Here is a 15,788-nt window from a genome sequence, read left to right on the forward strand (position 1 = left end):
GTCAGGCCCGGTGTGAACCGCCACCGGACCCGCGACGTCGATCTTTCCTACGCCGCATAGCGGCCCGATAGCGCAGGCCGCGACACGACGCGGGCAGGGGGGAGCGGGTGGGGCGCGGAACGGCGGGAGAGCCGCACGCACCCCGTGGAGCGGGTCAGCCGTCCGTGCGGCCGGACTGCTGCGGGTCCCGGGTGCGCGGCACCCCCAGCTCCCGCCAGATCCCGTCCAGTGCCGCGACGAACGCCTCGACCTGCGCGGGCTGGTGGACGGCGCCGGGCGCGCTCCGGAGGATCTCCTGTCCCGCGCGCACGCTCGGCGCGTTGATCGCCTGCACGTAGATGCCGTGGCGTTCCAGCAGCAGGGCGGAGATCCGCCGGGCGAGCGCGTCGTCCCCGACGAAGATCGAGACGATGTGGGAGCCGTCGGAGACGAACGGGATGCCGTGCTCCGTGAGCAGCCGGTGCGCCAGCCGCGCGTTCGCGTGGAGCCGGTCGCGCTCCTCGTCCGAACCGCGCAGGTGCCGGACCGCGGCGAGCGCGCCCGCCACCACCGCCGGCGGCAGGGCGGTGGTGAAGATGAAGGAGCGGGACAGGCCGCGCACCGCGTCGACCAGTTCGGCGGGACCGGCGATGTACCCGCCGGTGGTGCCGAATCCCTTGGCGAGCGTTCCCATGATGACGGTGAACTGGTCCGCGATGCCCAGGCTCGCGGCGATGCCGGCGCCCTCCGGCCCGTACATCCCGACCGCGTGGACCTCGTCGAGGAAGGTCATCGCACCGTACTTCCGGGCGATCCGGGCGATCTCGGCGAGCGGGGCGACGTCACCCGCCATCGAGTAGACCGACTCCATGACGATCATCTTCGGCCGGTCGGGATCGGCGGCGGATATCAGCTCTTCCAGGTGCGCCGTGTCGTTGTGCCGGAAAATGTGCTTCTCGGCGCCGCTGTGGCGGAGTCCGTCGATGATCGAGGCGTGGTTCATCTCGTCGGAGAAGACGACGCAGTCCCCCGGTCGGCCGGCGAGGACCGTGAGGGCTCCGTCATTGGCGGTGTACCCGGAGGTGAAGAGAAGGGCGTCCTCCTTGCCGTGCAGATCCGCCAGTTCGTTCTCCAGCAGCACGTGGTAGTGGTTGGTCCCCCCGATGTTCCTGGAGCCGCCCGAGCCCGCGCCGTACTCGTCGAGGGCTTCGCGGGTCGCCGCCAGGACCAGCGGGTGCTGACCCATTCCCAGGTAGTCGTTGCTGCACCACACGCTGATCTCGGAGGTGACCCCGTCCCGCAGGCTCCGGGCCGCCGGAAATTTCCCGGCGAGCCGGCCGATCTCCAGGAACTCCCGTTTCGCCTTCGGCGATCCGCCTTCCGCCATGCGCAGCGAGAAGAGCTCCAGGTATTGGTTCATGACGACCCTTTTCTCCGAAGGCTGCACCGATGCGGGGCCCGGACCGGCGGAGGAAATTGTCTCAGAGCGAAATATCACTTCGATGGCGCGGACTGCGACAATTGAGAACCGGCCGCGCATCCGCTTTCCCGATTCACGCCCCATGGCGGACCCGCATTGCGTGTTGTAGGGTGTGCGGAAATTCCTCGGACCGGCACCACTGGAGTTTCCCATGCCGTCGGACGAAACGTACGTCAGCCAAATCCTTGAGGTAATCTCCGCGGAACCGGAGAAAGTGGTCCTGTCCTGGCGCGACCGGACGCTCACCGCGGCGGAGCTGACCGCCCTGGTCCGGTCGGCCGCACAGGCCCTGCACCAGCAGGCCGGCGGGAGCGGCGTCGACGCCGTGGTCGCCGTCCTGACCGTCACCAACACCGCCCCGACGCTGGTCCTGCGGTACGCCGCGAACCTGGTCGGGGCCACGGTGGTCCACCTGCACACCACCAACGCGGTCGACCCGGCGGACCACCTGGCCGCCGGCGCCAAGCTCAAGATCCTCCGGGACACCGGTGCGACGCACCTGGCCGTCGACGCGGAGAACCTCGCGACCGCCCGCGAACTGCGCGAGCGGCTGGGCGCCCCGCTCACCCTCGTCGCCCTCGGCGACCTCGGCCCCGACGTCCTGGACCTGACGGCCGGGGACCCGGACGCGCTGGACCTGTCCGGCCTCGGGATCGCACCCGACCGGCCCGCGGTGGTGACCTACACGAGCGGGACGACCGGCGAACCGAAGGGCATCGCCTTCGACTTCCGGGCCCGCAACGGCTTCATCTCCGCCGGGCTCCAGATGCGCTGGCGGTCCGTCTACCTGGCCTGCCTCCCGCTCAGCCACTCCAGCGGCGCCACGGCCGACGACTCGCTCGCGTCCGGCGGCTCGGTGGTCCTGCGGGACGGCTTCGACCCGGGCGACGTGCTGCATTCCATCGCGCGGCACGGAGTCACCCGGATGCTGCTCTCCCCTCCCCAGCTGTACCTGCTGATGGACCACCCGAAGGTGGGCTCGACCGACCTGTCCAGCCTCCAAATGGTCACCTACCTGGGCTCCCCCGCGTCCCCCGAGCGACTGGCCGAGGCGGTCAAGGTCTTCGGCGACGTGCTGCTCCAGGTGTACGCGACCAGCGAGGCGGGCTTCGTCAGCATGCTCTCGCCCGCCGAGCACCTCGACGCCCGGCTGCGGGCCACGGTCGGCCGCCCGATGCCCGACTGGGTCCGGATCACCGATCCGGACGACCACCGCGACCTGCCGCCCGGCGAGACCGGCGAGGTCGTCGTCCGGTCGCCCTTCACGATGAGCGCGTACGTGGCCGAGCCCGAACTCACCGCCCGGACCGTACGGGACGGCTGGGTGCACACCGGCGACCTCGGCTTCGTCGACGGCGACGGCTACCTCCACCTGCGCGGCCGGATCGGCGAGGTGATCAAGACCAACGGCATCAAGATCCATCCGGTGACGGTGGAGAACGCCCTGCTGGCCCATCCGGACGTGCTGCAGGCCGCGGCGTTCTGCGTCCGGGACCGGGACCGGATCGAGTACCTGCACGCCGCCGTGGTGCTGCGCGACGCAGGCACGGCCGACCCCGACGAACTGGCGGAACACGTCCGGGCCACCGTCTCGCCCAAGCACGTCCCCGCGCGGATCCGCGTCCGCTCCGCGCTGCCCCTCACCGGGGTCGGCAAACCGGACAAGGCGCGGCTGGCCGCGGAAGCGAGCGGGTGAGCCCCGTGACCCTCTCCGTGGCGGCCGTCCTCGCCGAGTCCGCGCTGCGCCGGCCGGAGCACCCGGCGATCGTGTCCGGCACCCGAAGGATCACCTACCGCGAGCTGTGGGACGGGGCGCGGAGGTACGCGGCGGTGCTGCGCGCGCGGGGCATCGGCCCCGACGACAAGGTGGCGCTGCTGCTGCCCAACACCCCGCACTTCCCGCTGGCCTACTTCGGCGTGCTCGCGCTCGGCGCGGTCGCGGTCCCGGTCCACGCCCTGCTCCGGGCGGAGGAGATCGCGTACGTCCTGCGGGACTCCGGGGCGGCGGCGCTGATCTGCGCCGCCCCGCTGCTGGCCGAGGGCGGCAAGGCGGCGGAGACGGTCGGCACACCCCTGCTCACCGTCATGGAGGAAGCGGACGGGGGCGCCCCCGCCCGGCGGCTGGACGTGCTCGCGGCGCGGAGCACCCCGATCGACCGCCAGGTGCCGCGCGACCCCGGGGACATCGCGCTGGTCCTCTACACCTCCGGCACCACCGGCCGACCCAAGGGCGCCCAGCTCACGCACCTCAACGTGGTGATGAACGTCGACACGACCATGCTGTCGCCGTTCGACTTCACCGCGGACGACGTCCTGCTCGGCTGCCTGCCCCTGTTCCACACCTTCGGCCAGATCTGCGGCATGAACACCTGCTTCCGGGCGGGGGCGACCCTGGTGCTGATGCCGCGGTTCGACGGACCGGGCGCGCTGGAGCTCATGGTGCGGGAGGGCTGCACCCTGTTCATGGGGGTCCCGACGATGTACACGGCGCTCCTCGACGCGGCCCGCGCCGACCCGCGCAGGCCCGCGCTCGACCGCGCGTTCTCCGGCGGCGCCGCGCTGCCGGTGGCGGTCCTGGACGCGTTCCAGGAGGCGTTCGGCTGCCCCGTCCTCGAAGGGTACGGGCTGACCGAGGCGTCCCCGGTGGTGACCTACAACCAGAAGGCGTGGCCGCTCAAGCCCGGCACGGTGGGCCGGCCGATCTGGGGCGTCGAAGTGGAGATCGCCCGGGCCGAGGTGGCGGACCGGATCGAGCTGCTGCCCGCCGGCGAGACGGGGGAGGTCGTCTTCCGGGGGCACAACGTGATGGCCGGCTACCTGAACCGGCCGGAGGCGACCGCCGAGGCCGTCGTGGACGGCTGGTTCCGCTCGGGCGACCTCGGCGTCAAGGACGACGAGGGCTACCTCTCCATCGTCGACCGCAAGAAGGACGTGGTGCTGCGAGGCGGCTACAACGTCTACCCGCGCGAGGTGGAGGACGTCCTGGCCCACCACCCGGCGATCGCCCAGGCGGCCGTCATCGGGCTCCCCCACCCCGTCCACGGCGAGGAGGTCTGCGCGGTGGTGCGGGCCCACCCCGGCACCACGCCGGGACCGGCCCTCGGCGCCGAGATCGTCGCCTGGTGCAGGGAGCGGATGGCGCCGTACAAGTACCCGCGCCAGGTGGAGTTCGTCGACGCCTTCCCCCTGGGCGCCAGTGGCAAGGTGCTCAAACGGGAGCTGGTCGCCCTGCTGAGCGCCGCGGACCGGCCTGATCGCTGACCACCGGGGCGATCTGTCGACCGTCCGGGACGGCAGATGGGCGGGCGGGACGGGTGGACGCCCCGGCCGAGGCGGCCGCGCCACTTCCCGTGCGCGGAAGCAGTCACCGTGCGGAACCCGTCCCGGAAGCCGGGGTCCCGGTCGACCCACCGGGACGGGTTTCCGCAGGTGACGGTGGCATCGAGCCGGACGGCCGCACACCGGGTCGCGTCGGCCTGCCGGCCCGGTGACCCCGACGCAGCCGCGCCGCACGAGACCGCACTCCGCCCGCCTCCGGGGGCCGGCACCGACCGGCCACCCGAAGAGAACGGCAGGTCGCAGCAGCCTCGACCTCGACCGACTCGGCTGCGGTCAAGGACAAGTCGGCGCAGGCTTCCGCCCTCCGGCGACTCCCGGCTGTACGCGGTCGCGCCGTTCCCGGGTGCGGTGGCCTGTGCCCGGCGATGCCCCGGGACCTCGTCACGTACCCGGCCGCCGCACCCGAAGTCCGGGCTCGCGCTCCGCCGCCCCGACCTCGACCTCGGCGGGCACCTGGCCGACCCCGCTGCTGCCCGGCGAACAGGGACGGGCACCGCCGTGCGGTCCTGCCCCGCGCGACTGCCGAGCCCGCGGATCGGGGATGCTGGTGTGCATGCGTGCCGCCCGCCTGATCCGCATGGCCCTCCTGCTGCAGTCCACCCCCGGTCTGACCGCCGCCGAGCTGGCCCGGGAGCTGGAGGTGTCCGAACGGACCGTCATCCGCGACGTCCAGGCGCTCCAGGAGGCCGGGGTCCCGGTCCGGTCGGAACGCGGCCGGACCGGCGGCTACCGGCTCGCTCCCGGCCACCGCACCCGCCTGACCACGCTGCACCCCACCGAGGCCGAGACCCTCTACCTGTCCGGCCTGCCCTCCGCGTTGCGCGACCTCGGGCTCTCCGACGCGGCCGGCACCGCCCGGCTGAAGCTCTCCGCCACCCTGCTGCCCTCGCTGCGGGCGGCCGCCGAGTCCTCGGCCCGGCGCTTCCACCTGGACGCGCCGGCCTGGTTCCGCGAGCCGTCCACCCCCGAGCTGCTGCCGGAGCTGGCCCGCGCCCTCTGGGCCGACCGCGCGGTCGAGTTCGCCTACGCCCGCCCCGGCCGCGAGCCCGGGGCGGCCCGCCGGGTGGAACCGTACGGGCTGGTCCTGAAGGCGGGCGTCTGGTACCTGGTGGGCCGGATCCCCGATGCCGCGACCGCCGCCTTCCGCACCTGGCGCGCCGACCGGATCACCGCACTGCACACGCCCGTTGACGACGCGTTCACCCGCGAGACGTCCTTCGACCTGGCGGCGTACTGGCAGGAGCACAGCGCCCGGTTCGCCCTCTCGCTGCTGCGTGCCACCGTCACGGTCCGGCTCACCCCGGCGGGCGCGCACCGCCTGCCCGAGGTCACCGACCGGGCGGCGGCCGGACGGGCGCTGGCCGCCGCACCGCCCCCGGACCCCGCCGGCCGCGTCACCCTCGAACTGGCCGTGGAGTCCGAGGAGATCGCGTTCGCCGAACTGGCCTCGCTCGGCGCGGAGGCCGAGGTGCTGGCCCCACCCGCGCTCCGCGCCCGCCTCGCCCGGCACGCCCGGGCCTTCGCCGCGCTCTACTGCGACGAAGACGCGGGCGCCGGGACCGCCGGGGACGTCGCCGCCGTCCCGGACCGGGTCCCGGACGGCGGCTCCGCCGAGTGTCAGCGGTAGTCGTCCGCCGAGACCGAATCGCCCCGCTCGCCCACTGCCTCGAAGTACGCCCAGGCGTCCGGCCTGCTGCCGTCCACGTCCGTGACGCCGTAGACCCGGGCGAGTTCGGCGCTGGACGTCGACTTCCGGTTCCACCGCTCGGCCCGCCGCGGGTCCGCGGCCAGCGCGGCCACCCCGCGGGCGAGGTACTGCGGCGATTCCGCGATGGCGAAGGCCGGCTCGACCGTGATGACGTCCCGCCAGTTCTCCTCCGCCACGCCGAAGTGCGTCAGCATCTGCTCGGAGCGCAGGAAGCCCGGTGTCACGCACACCGCCGCACCGCCGTACTCCGCCAGCTCCTCACCCAGCCCGAAGGCCATCCGGATCGGCGCGTTCTTCGCCAGGTCGTAGTAGAGGTTCTCCCGGTACCGGCGATTGGTCACCGCCGTGCCGTCGGTGACCTCCACCAGCAGCGGTGCGGCCGAGCGCACCAGCAGCGGCAGGCCGAGCGCCGCCGTGATCACGTGCGAGCGCACGCCCAGTTCCAGCATCCGCAGCCCGTCGGCGAGCGGCGTCTCCCAGCTCTTCTTCCCGAAGATCGACTCGGCCGTCAGGCGCTCGCCGCCCCACAGGTCGTTGACCAGGACGTCGAGCTGCCCCTGCTCCTCCTCGATCCGCCCGAACAGCGCCCGCACCTGTCCCTCGTCCAGATGGTCGGTGGGAACCGCGATCCCCACCCCGCCGGCCGCCGTCACCAACTCCCCCGTCTCCTCGATCGTCTCGCTCGCCCGGCCCACCTCGCTCATCCGCTTGCGAGTCGTCCGTCCGGTCACGTAGACCGTCGCCCCCGCCCTGCCCAACTCCACCGCCAGCGCCCGTCCCGCACCCCGGGTCGCCCCCGCCACCAGGACGATCCGGCCCGCCAGCGGGCGGACGGGGAGGCTGTCGCGGGACGGGACATCGTTCGTGTTCTCCATGCCTTCAACGATCGCCGCCAAAGGTGACAGATGCCGTCACCTTTTAATCCTGCACAACTTGCCCGCGACATCGACACCACCAAAGTGGGGCCGGGCTGGATGCCGCGACGGCCGCCGGTGCTGTGACCGCCCGGGTTCCGCCTCTGCTCCGTGCCGGTGAACGCCTGCGCTGTCGGTCGGCGGTGCCAGGGTGGGCGGCATGGACGAGCATGACGAGCAGCTGCTGCGCGGCCGGGTGTACGGCGCCGAGCACGACGATCCGGGCCCGCGCCCGGGCCGCGACTACCGGGAGCTGGTCGGCGGCCCGCTCGACGGCCTGCTGCTGGACGTCACCGGCTGGACGGGCGACGAACTCGGCTGCGGGGCCGCGCTGGTCACCGAGCTCGGCCACTACGGCGGCGGGGGTCGCACGCACTACGAGCCCCGCCCCGCCGACCCGCTCCGGTGGGACTGGGCGGGCGACACGCCCTGACCGTCACAGCTCGCGCAGTGCCCACGCGCACTCCGGGCACCGCTGCGCGGCGAACTCGGGCGGACACCAGGGCTGTCCGGGGGCGGTGCGCCGGTAGTGGGCGTGCTCCATCGGCACGGTGTCCCGGCCGCACAACGTCATCGGCAGCGGGTCCTCGGGCACGTCCGGGTCGGATCCCGCGGCGTGCACCGCCACCACGGCGGGCTCCGCGACGCCCGGGCCGGCCTCCCCGCCGGGCCGGACCTCGAACAGCACGATGATCGCCATGGTGTCGAGCGTTGCCCTGTTCGCAGTAGGCGGCCACCGGGGAGACCCGTCCGGTCAAGAGGAATGACACCCGGTCACATCGGGTCTGCGGCCCGGTCGCCTGCGCACGCCCCACCGACCGGCCCTTCCTGACGAGGCGTCAGCTCCCGGTGCCGATGCCCGGCGCTGCCGGGCGGATCGGGTCGCCGGTGCGGAGGAGGCCGCCTTCGAGGATCCGGGCGCGCAGGCCGCCGCGGTGGACGAGGCCGCGCAGGACGCCGGGGCTGGTGAGCTGTTCGAGCCGGGCGCAGGGCTCGCTGAGTGCGATGCCGAGCAGGCGCACCCGGTCTCCGACGGTGAACTCCAGGCCCACGAGTTCGGTCAGCGGAACGCCTCGGCAGACCACGTTCCGGCGCGCCTCGGAGTGGGTGAGGTGGATCCGGTGCTCGCGTTCCAGCGCCGTAAGGGCGTCGATGTCGAGGAGGGAGATCTCGCAGCCGCGGGAGGCCCGGCCGGGGGCCCGGCCGCGTGGTGCGTCGCCCGCGCGGTCCTGGAAGTAGCGGTCGCCCTCCAGGCCGCGGCCGGTGACGGCGACGGCCTCCCGCACCTCGACGAGGGGCGCGCCGTGGGCCGGCGCGAGGTGGAGCGAGACCGCCGTGCCCTGCCACATTCAGCGACTCCCCTCTCCCGCGAGGAAGTTCTCCTCGATGGCGTGCAGCGTGCGGAACTGGTCGGCGCTCAGTTCGGTGACGCTCAGTTCACGGCCGACGAGGTCCTCCAGGAACAGGATGAACTCCATGAAGGCGAGCGAGTCGACGATCCGGTTCTCGATCAGGTCGAGGTCGGCGGGGATCTCGCCGAGCGCCGGGTTGCGGGCGCGCAGCCAGTCGACCACCGGCTTGAGGGAGTCATTCACCGTGGCACTCTCCTTCGTGACGGTCCGGCTCGGGGCGGGTGCGGCGCTGCGCGCGGCGGTACTCGGTGCGGATGCGCTCCACCAGGACCTCGGCGGGTTCGACGGCGGTGATCCGTTCGCAGGTGTCGCCGCAGTACATCGCCATGTCCTCGATCCGGCCCTCGGTGCGGACGGACGGCACGGCGGCGCTGTACCGCGGGACGGGCAGCCGCCGGCCGTCCGGGCCGGCGGCGGTGGCGATGAACCGGGCGGACAGCCGGGGGCCGGGCCCGGTCAGGGCGTTGCGCAGGACCCGGTGGGGCCGGTTCGGCCAGCCGATGTCGAAGACCGTCGTCACCACGGTGTCCGCGGCCCCGGCCGCGACGATCCGGCGTTTGAACACCGGGTGCGCCTCGGATTCCCGGGCCGCGGCGAAGACGCTGCCGGCCATCGCCCCGTCGGCGCCCTCGGCGACGGCCCGGGCGAGGTCGGCGCCGGTGGCGATGCCGCCCGCGACGGCGAGGACGGCACCCGGGTGGTCCCGGCGGACGGCCCGCAGCAGTGGCAGGGCGGGCAGGGTGCCGAGGAGGTGCCCGCCCGCCTCGACGCCCTGGAGCACGACGACGTCGGCCCCCTGTTCGAGGGCCCGGCCGGCGGCGTACGCGGTGCCGACCTGGACCACCACCGGCAGCCCGGCCCGGCCGGCCGCCGCCGGCAGGTCCGGTGCGGGCAGCCCGTAGAACGTCACGAACGCCCGCTCCGGCAGGACGCCGACAGCCGCGTCGAGTTGGGCCCGGCACCGGTCCGGGGACAGCACCTCGGGCACCAGGTTGATCCCGAACGGCCGGTCCGTCCGCGCGGCGGTGTCGGCGATCAGTCGGCGGATCCGTTCGGGGGGTTCCTTGTACAGGCCGAGGACGCCGCCGGCGCCCGCCCGGGAGACGGCGGCGCACAGCTCGGGCCCGGCGACGCCGCCCATGCCGGCCTGGAGCAGCGGGACGGTCACCCCGAGGCGCCGCTCCAGCCGGGTCGGGCGCGGCGCCGGCCCGGTCACCGAGGCGCTCCGGCCGCGACCACCGCGTCCCGGGCGGCGCCGAGGTCCCCGTCGAAGCAGAGGTCCAGGACGTGCAGCCAGCGTTCCAGGCCGAAGGCGACGCATCCGGTGAAGGCGGGCCTGCCGTCGTACCGGATCAGGCAGCGTTCCCCGAAGAAGTTGCGGTGGTTGTTGAGCGAGGCCACCGCGGTGCCGTCCGGGGCGAGGAACTCCTCCTTGACCGGCGCGAGGACCTGGAGCACGGCGCGCGGGCTGTCGCGCCGGAAGAAGGGGTCACTGGCCGGGGCGCGGTGCAGTTCGACGCCGAGGCGGTCGGCGAAGGCTGCCACCGCCGTCCGGTAGTGGTCCAGGTGCGCGCGGACGGCGTCCTGGCTGCCGAGGCAGACGATCTCGCGCATGGTGAACCCCCAGAGCCGGCGCAGGCCGTCGTGGTGGTCCTCGTTGCGGTAGCAGTGGGCGACGGTGGTCACCAGGGCCGGGTCCCGGCCGAGCGAGCGGTCGGCGAGGTGCAGGAACGCCCCGTAGCAGGCGGCCGACGGCAGCAGGTGGGTGGCGTCGGAGAGGTCGTGGGCGGGGACCGGGTCGGCTTCGGCCTTGGCGCTGTCCTGGTCGAGCCGGTCGGGCCGGATCCGGCTGACCGTGCTGCCGAGGTGCGGGAAGTTCTGGAAGTAGTCCAGTTTCCGGAGTTCGGCGGCGGGCAGCAGGGGCGGCAGCGTCATCGGCTCGGCGCCGCGGGCGGTCGCCCAGCCCGTGAGGACGTCGTCGAGCGCGTGCAGCAGGCCGGTGGCGGGCCCGCCGAGCGTGGCAAGGCCGTCCTGGACGGACCAGGCGGCACGGTCGGTGTGGGACATAGTCCTCCTCCGGACGGCGGTCGAAGGTGTGCGGGTGGAGCGAGGGGCCGGCGCGGAGCCGGTTCATGCCTCCGGGACGCCGATCCGCCGGAGGAAGTCCCTGGACTTGCGGAGCACTCGCTGGTGCTCGGCCCGGCGCGCCGGGTGGTCCAGCAGGCGCTTGCGGAAGGCGAGTCCGTCCGGGATCCCGGCGTCCCGGTAGACGGCCGGGTTGTAGAGGGAGCCGATGCTCGCGGACAGGTAGCCCGCCAGGTACTGGCCGATGGCCCGGCGGTCGTCCTCGTCCGGTCCGGTCTCCAGCAGCCGCTGCCAGAGCAGTTGGACCAGCCGGGCCCCGAAGGCGATGTGCCGGCTCTCGTCCTGGTGGTGGATCCGGTTCAGCTGCCGGATGGTCGGGGGCAGCCGTTCGTCCGCGGCCAGCCGCACGTTGTAGTGGTCGACGATCTGCTCGAACAGCAGGATGCGGGCGAAGACCAGGAAGTTCTCCCGCACCGGGTCGTCGGCGGGGACGGACAGCTTCAGCCGCTTCTCCGGGTGGATCCGGCCGCCGTACTTGAGGCAGAACGTCGCGAAGAACCACATGTGCTCGCTCTCCTCACCGATGAAGTGGTGGAAGAACTCGGACGGGATCTCGAAGCCGGGGGTGTGGATCCGCCGCATCACCTCGATGAGCAGTTCCCTGATGCCGTGGACGTTGAGGCTGTAGAAGTTGATGCTCTCCCCGCGGCCCAGTGCCAGCAGTTGGTCCGGGGTGAGCCGTTCGGCGTACTCCGTGCCGTGGACGGACAGCAGCTCGGGCGAGAACCAGGGCTCGTCCTCGGGGAGTTCGGCCGGCCAGTCGAAGGTGGTGTACGGGTTGTAGTAGTCGCTGCTGGCCCGGGCCGAGAGCCGCTCCAGGAGCTGCCGGAATTCGGTGTCGTCCGTCATGCCCGCTGCCCGGGGGTCCGCCAGGCGATGCCGTCCAGCAGCTTCCGGTGGAGCTCGGGTGTGGACGCCGCCACGCAGGACCGCTGGTTGGCGACGTCCAGTTCGGTGAGCGCGGTGTCGCCGAGCGGCTGCCCGTACGCGTCGGTGATGACGAGGCCGGCCTGCTCGGCCAGCAGCACCGCGGCAGCGATGTCGTACGGGAACAGGTGCAGCACCCGCCCGTTGCCGACCCGTCGGAACTCGCCGAGCAGCGCGGGGTCGTCGCGCAGCAGCCGGTTGCCGATGTCGACGTACGCGTCGAGCTGACCGGTGATCAGGCGCGAGATGGACCAGGTGGCGCTGTTGAAGACGAACACGCCGCCGGTGTTGGCCGAGAGGTCGATGAGGTGCCCGTAGGCCTCGGTCATCAGCCGGGCGGGGTGGCCGTTGAACTCCAGCGACCAGAACATCCGGGAGAGGTCGGTGGTCCGGGTCGGCGCGGGCACGGGGTGGTCGTACCCGTGCGCCACCACCCCGGGGACGCCGCGTTCGGCGTACAGGTGGGCGCCGGTCTTCCACTCCATCAGCAGGGCGTGCTCGACGTCCGCGATCCGGGGGCGGTCGCCGAGCCGGGCGACCGCGACGGACACGGTGGCGGACTCCAGGCCGGCCACGGCGGGCCGGGTGCCGTCGATGGGGTCGACCACCAGGAGGTGTTCGGGGTCGCGGCCGTGGGTGCGCAGTCCGCGGTCCTCGGAGAACACGGCGACCGGCAGGTCGTGCTCGACGACGTACTTCCAGACGGCCCGTTCGGCGACGTCGTCGATGCCGAACTGGGCGTCGCCGCCCGGCGAGTGGCCGCGGACGCCGCGGTTCTCGGACCGGGCCCGGCCGGCGGTGATCTCGTCGCGGACCAGCCGGGCGAGACCGAGCAGGTAGTCCAGCATGTCGGTCATCAGGTCGCCTCCGCGGCGAAGAGGGTCTCCAGCCGGTCGCAGAGGAGGTCGGCCTCCTCGGTGGTGATGATCAGCGGCGGCCGGATCTTCAGGACGTTCCCGCGCCCGTAGCGGGAGGTGCGCAGGATCAGGCCGTGGTCCATGCCGCGGTGGGCGAGGTGCAGGGTCAGCGGGGTGTCCGGCCGGCCGTCCCGGTCGACCAGCTCCAGGCCGATCATCAGCCCGAGTCCGCGGACGTCGCCGATCCGGGGGTACCGCGTCGCCAGGTCGCGCAGCCGCTCCATCAGGTGGGCGCCGACGGTCCGGACGTGCGCCAGGAACTCCGGGCGGGAGACGATCTCCAGGGTCTTGTCCGCGGCGGCGGCCAGCACGTTGCCGCCGTAGGTGAGTGGTACTCGCCGTCCAGGCCCGCGAGTTCCTCGCTGGTGAGGATCGCGGCGACCTGCGCGCCGGAGCCGCCCAGGCCCTTGGCGGTGGTGATGATGTCCGGCCGCACGCCGAAGTGGTCGGCGGCGAACATGTGGCCGGTGCGGCCGATGCCGGTCTGCACCTCGTCGAAGACCAGGACGATGCCGCGTTCGTCGCAGATCCGGCGGAGCGCCGCGAGGTAGCCGTCCGGCGGCACGATGTTGCCGCCCGAGCCGGACACCGGCTCCACGACGATGCAGGCCACACTGCCCGACGAGGCGTGGTCGATGAAGTCGTTGATCCGCTCCGCGCACAGCAGGCCGCAGCTGTCGGGGCTCTGCCGGTAGAAGCAGCGCAGGCAGTACGGGTCCGGGACGTGCGTGATGCCGGCGACCAGCGTCGGGAACGGCGCCCGGCCGAAGGCCTCGCCGGACATCGCGGTGGTCAGCACGGTCTGGCCGTGGTGACTGCGGAAGAGCGTGATCACCTCCCGCCGTCCGGTGCGCACCTGGGCCATCTTCACGGTGCCCTCGTTGGCGGTCGCGCCGCCCGAGACCTTCAGGCGGACCCGGGTGAGGTTCGGCGGCGACACCGCGACCAGCCGGCGCACCAGCCGGTCCACCGGCTCGGTCCGGAACGTCGAGGTGGCGTGGACCAGCAGGTCGGCCTGTTCGCGCATGGCCTTGACGATCTCGGGGTGCCCGTAGCCGAGGCTGAGGTTGAACGTCCCCGAGGCGCAGTCGATGTACGCCCTGCCGTCGGCGTCGTAGAGGTGGATGCCCTCGCCGTGCCGCATCTTGTACTCGCTGACCTGCTAGTAGATCAGGTCCTCGATCTTCCGTGCGTCTTCCACAATTCCTCCCGAGGCCGGGCCGGCGCTTCCCGAAAAGAATTCGCCGACCCTTTTTCGACGACCGACAGCGCCCCGGAACCGATCAGGAGGGCAGAATGAAGGTGAAACTCGCCAGCCACCCCTCCGGGGTTTCCTGTACGTCCATCAGGCATTCGGGGCGGAAATACTTGTCCAGCCGGTTCCGGCGCTCGCCGGGGAAGTACAGCATGGTGGTCAGGACGCCCCCGCCGGGCGGCTGCACCTTCACGTGCAGGTGCCGCGTCCGGCCCGGGTACTCGGCCGGCAGGACGGTCTCCAGCCGCCAGTTCCCCTCCTCGTCGGCGAACTGGTGCCCGCGGAGGGTGAACCCCTCCTCGTCGTACACGCCCTCGTCGCCGACCTGCCAGAAGTCCAGCAGGGCACCCCCGATCGGCTTGCCGTCCGGGTCCACGACCCGGCCCGACAGCACCATGGGGGTCCCGGTCGGGACGTCGGAGCGGAAGCTCGTCTTGAACGGTGTGGCCGGCTTGTAGTACGGGCCCTCGGTCTGCGCCGGGGTCGGCGGGATGCCGTTGCACTTGACGTCGGGAGTGATGATCAGGACATCGTTCTCGGGATTTTCCCCCACCGTTCCCTGCCTTCCATCGGGTCGTTTCGCAGCGACCGCCGAAGAAGCCGAAAGAAAATTCTGCCGAAATTCGGCGCACCGAATTCCTGTCCGCTCAGAATGTCTCTCGCGGGACGGCCGTGTCAATAATGCGAACGGGCCGGGAATCAGCGCGGAACAGAGCGGCCGAGGACGTTCTCCGCGGCCGCGCGGCGCAGCACGACGGCGCGGACCCGGTCGAACACCCGGCGGTCCGGCGGGTCGGTCAGGATGTCGGCCAGGGCGAACAGGTCCAGGGCCCGGCTGGTGCGCCGCCAGTCGTCGGGCAGCAGCCCGCCGCCGTCCCGGAAGCCGTCCAGGAACGCCCGGGAGTAGTCCGGCGGGTACTCGCCCTCGAAGCGCAGCATGTTGCCGACGTCCATCAGCGGCGGGCCGCTGAAGGCGAGTTCCCAGTCGAGGACGGCGGCGACCTCCCAGCGCCCGTCGCGGCCCGGTCCGACCAGCAGGTTCTGGGGATTGAAGTCGTTGTGGACGAGCCGGTGGTCGGCGGCGGCGCGGGCGCAGAGCGGCGCGGCCCGTTCGGCCAGCCGGCTGAGCGTCCGGGCGTCCGACGCGCTGAGCCGGCCCTCCGACGGGGGGCGTCGCTCCGCGACCGCCAGGCAGTGGTCCACGAAGGCCCGCAGGTCGCTCCGACCGTCCGGCGGCTGCGGAACCAGCGACGCCTCCTCGAAGCGGCCGGGCCCGGGCAGTTCCCATTCGGAGACCCGGGCCAGGGCCGCGCCGACCGCCCGGCCCAGGTCCGCGGCGGCCGGTCCGGAGGCGTCCGCCAGCGCCTCGGCCAGCGGAACACCCCGGATGTAGCGGTAGAGCAGGGACGGACACCCCGTGGCCACGCCGTCCGGGTCGGCGGCCACCAGCTCGGGCAGGGGAAGCCGGCCGGACAGGCGCCGCAGCAGCGCGGCCTCGACCTCGCACGTGTTGCGCCGGACCCCGCTCTCCCCGCCGGGCCGGAAGCGGCGCAGCACGTAGCGCCCGTCCGCCTCCGTCACCAGCAGGATCAGCTCGTTGTTGCACCCGCCGAGAAGCCGCCTGGCGCATTGGACGCGCTCCCCGGGCAGGGCCTCGCCGTGCAGCCAGGCGCGCGTGCCGACGTCGAGCTCGATGGGGTCGGGCGTCACCA

Annotated in this window: 17 protein-coding genes; 4 read left to right on the top strand and 13 right to left on the bottom strand. The window is 73.0% G+C overall.

Annotated features, from left to right (window positions below; all coding sequences use genetic code 11):
* Positions 1–154: 154 nt before the first annotated feature.
* Complete coding sequence (gene hemA, locus ACI1MP_RS34240; RefSeq protein WP_404870392.1) at positions 155–1,399, bottom strand: 5-aminolevulinate synthase; 1,245 nt, start codon at positions 1,397–1,399, stop codon at positions 155–157.
* 211 nt (positions 1,400–1,610) lie between these two features.
* Between hemA and ACI1MP_RS34245 the strand changes: the two genes are divergently transcribed.
* The 3 genes from ACI1MP_RS34245 to ACI1MP_RS34255 all read left to right on the top strand — a co-directional run bounded on the left by ACI1MP_RS34245 (position 1,611) and on the right by ACI1MP_RS34255 (position 6,425).
* Positions 1,611–3,155 (top strand): class I adenylate-forming enzyme family protein, encoded by a 1,545-nt coding sequence (locus tag ACI1MP_RS34245; protein ID WP_380333411.1) that lies wholly within the window; start codon positions 1,611–1,613, stop codon positions 3,153–3,155.
* 5 nt (positions 3,156–3,160) lie between these two features.
* The gene (locus ACI1MP_RS34250; RefSeq protein WP_404870393.1) at positions 3,161–4,720 is read left to right on the top strand and encodes a long-chain-fatty-acid--CoA ligase; all 1,560 of its coding nucleotides are present in this window, start codon (positions 3,161–3,163) and stop codon (positions 4,718–4,720) included.
* 631 nt (positions 4,721–5,351) lie between these two features.
* Complete coding sequence (locus ACI1MP_RS34255) at positions 5,352–6,425, top strand: helix-turn-helix transcriptional regulator (RefSeq protein ID WP_404870394.1); 1,074 nt, start codon at positions 5,352–5,354, stop codon at positions 6,423–6,425.
* Here ACI1MP_RS34255 and ACI1MP_RS34260 read toward each other — a convergent pair.
* Positions 6,416–7,381, bottom strand: coding sequence for an SDR family oxidoreductase (locus ACI1MP_RS34260; protein ID WP_404870395.1), 966 nt, complete (start codon positions 7,379–7,381; stop codon positions 6,416–6,418). The two genes, ACI1MP_RS34255 and ACI1MP_RS34260, sit on opposite strands and share 10 nt — an antisense overlap.
* A gap of 199 nt (positions 7,382–7,580) precedes the next feature.
* Between ACI1MP_RS34260 and ACI1MP_RS34265 the strand changes: the two genes are divergently transcribed.
* Positions 7,581–7,853 carry a hypothetical protein gene (locus ACI1MP_RS34265; protein WP_380333407.1) on the top strand — a complete coding sequence of 91 codons (273 nt, stop codon included), beginning with the start codon at positions 7,581–7,583 and terminating at the stop codon, positions 7,851–7,853.
* A 3-nt stretch (positions 7,854–7,856) separates the two neighbouring features.
* Here ACI1MP_RS34265 and ACI1MP_RS34270 read toward each other — a convergent pair whose 3' ends face one another.
* From ACI1MP_RS34270 to ACI1MP_RS34320, 11 genes are all read right to left on the bottom strand, one after another.
* The gene (locus ACI1MP_RS34270) at positions 7,857–8,120 is read right to left on the bottom strand and encodes a hypothetical protein (protein ID WP_380333406.1); all 264 of its coding nucleotides are present in this window, start codon (positions 8,118–8,120) and stop codon (positions 7,857–7,859) included.
* Between the two features lie 139 nt (positions 8,121–8,259).
* Entirely contained in the window at positions 8,260–8,769 is a 510-nt protein-coding gene (locus tag ACI1MP_RS34275) for an MOSC domain-containing protein (protein ID WP_404870396.1), read from the bottom strand.
* The gene (locus tag ACI1MP_RS34280) at positions 8,770–9,015 is read right to left on the bottom strand and encodes an acyl carrier protein (RefSeq protein WP_043907635.1); all 246 of its coding nucleotides are present in this window, start codon (positions 9,013–9,015) and stop codon (positions 8,770–8,772) included.
* Positions 9,008–10,048: an NAD(P)H-dependent flavin oxidoreductase gene (locus ACI1MP_RS34285; protein WP_404870397.1), complete on the bottom strand. Its 1,041-nt coding sequence runs from the start codon at positions 10,046–10,048 to the stop codon at positions 9,008–9,010. Before ACI1MP_RS34285 ends, ACI1MP_RS34280 begins: the two co-directional genes overlap by 8 nt.
* Complete coding sequence (locus ACI1MP_RS34290; RefSeq protein ID WP_380333401.1) at positions 10,045–10,899, bottom strand: hypothetical protein; 855 nt, start codon at positions 10,897–10,899, stop codon at positions 10,045–10,047. Before ACI1MP_RS34290 ends, ACI1MP_RS34285 begins: the two co-directional genes overlap by 4 nt.
* Positions 10,900–10,962: 63 nt before the next feature.
* Positions 10,963–11,826 (bottom strand): diiron oxygenase, encoded by an 864-nt coding sequence (locus ACI1MP_RS34295; protein ID WP_404870398.1) that lies wholly within the window; start codon positions 11,824–11,826, stop codon positions 10,963–10,965.
* The gene (locus ACI1MP_RS34300) at positions 11,823–12,761 is read right to left on the bottom strand and encodes an inositol monophosphatase family protein (RefSeq protein ID WP_232733991.1); all 939 of its coding nucleotides are present in this window, start codon (positions 12,759–12,761) and stop codon (positions 11,823–11,825) included. Before ACI1MP_RS34300 ends, ACI1MP_RS34295 begins: the two co-directional genes overlap by 4 nt.
* Positions 12,761–13,132: an aminotransferase class III-fold pyridoxal phosphate-dependent enzyme gene (locus ACI1MP_RS34305; protein WP_404870399.1), complete on the bottom strand. Its 372-nt coding sequence runs from the start codon at positions 13,130–13,132 to the stop codon at positions 12,761–12,763. The genes ACI1MP_RS34300 and ACI1MP_RS34305 overlap by 1 nt, the downstream gene beginning before the upstream one ends.
* Complete coding sequence (locus ACI1MP_RS34310) at positions 13,045–13,965, bottom strand: aspartate aminotransferase family protein (RefSeq protein WP_404870400.1); 921 nt, start codon at positions 13,963–13,965, stop codon at positions 13,045–13,047. Before ACI1MP_RS34310 ends, ACI1MP_RS34305 begins: the two co-directional genes overlap by 88 nt.
* 139 nt (positions 13,966–14,104) lie before the next feature.
* The gene (locus ACI1MP_RS34315) at positions 14,105–14,629 is read right to left on the bottom strand and encodes an intradiol ring-cleavage dioxygenase (RefSeq protein WP_043907638.1); all 525 of its coding nucleotides are present in this window, start codon (positions 14,627–14,629) and stop codon (positions 14,105–14,107) included.
* A gap of 146 nt (positions 14,630–14,775) precedes the next feature.
* Entirely contained in the window at positions 14,776–15,786 is a 1,011-nt protein-coding gene (locus ACI1MP_RS34320; RefSeq protein WP_404870401.1) for a phosphotransferase family protein, read from the bottom strand.
* Positions 15,787–15,788 lie beyond the last annotated feature (2 nt).

It is taken from the genome of Kitasatospora griseola (assembly GCF_044999035.1).
Classification (GTDB): Bacteria; Actinomycetota; Actinomycetes; order Streptomycetales; family Streptomycetaceae; genus Kitasatospora; species Kitasatospora griseola.